1 protein-coding gene is annotated in these 751 nt (G+C 43.1%); it reads left to right on the top strand.

What is annotated here, in order from left to right; translation table 11 throughout:
- On the top strand, positions 1-751 hold a 751-nt coding region (locus ACS8FC_RS17010), incomplete at both ends, for a type I restriction enzyme subunit R domain-containing protein (RefSeq protein WP_439297655.1).

Here is a 751-nt window from a genome sequence, read left to right as displayed (position 1 = left end):
ATACGAAGAGCGTGTCCCTGAGCTTAATACCAATGACCAAGCCATTGATGCTTGGTTTGATCGTATCACCCAAAAGCTCACTGATGATCAAAAAACGGATCTCAAGCGTAAGTTCTCCCAAAAAGGTCAAATCTATCAGGTTGAGGGTCGTATTGAGCTGATCGCTCATGATATCTCTGATCACTTCCAAAACTTTAAACAGCAGCACCTTAAAGGTCAGTTGGCTTGTGACTCTAAAGCCTCAGCTATCCGCTATAAAATGGCGTTAGATAAGATTGGCAAAGTGACCTCAGTGGTCGCTATGTCACCACCTGATACTCGTGAAGGGCATGATACTGTCGATGGAGAGTCAAAAGACATCGTCCAGAATTGGTGGCAAGATAATGTCGCCAAAGAGTATGGCGGTGATGAAAAGGCATATACCAAAGCTATTATAGAAGCTTTTAGTCAGGATGATGGTCCTGACATTATGATCGTTGTCGATAAGCTACTAACGGGCTTTGATGAGCCAAAAAACACCGTACTGTATATCGATAAGCCCTTAAAGCAGCACAACCTGATTCAGGCGATTGCACGGGTAAACCGCTTGCATGAGAAGAAACGCTTTGGTTATTTGATTGATTATCGCGGCATCTTAAAAGAGCTGGATATCACCATTGAAAAATACCAAGACTTAGCAGAACGTACGCAAGGTGGCTTTGATATCGATGACCTCAAAGGTCTATATAACGCGATGGATACTGAGTACAAG

The organism is Psychrobacter sp. 1Y4, assembly GCF_051847555.1.
This window is presented reverse-complemented; position numbering and strand designations above follow the sequence as displayed.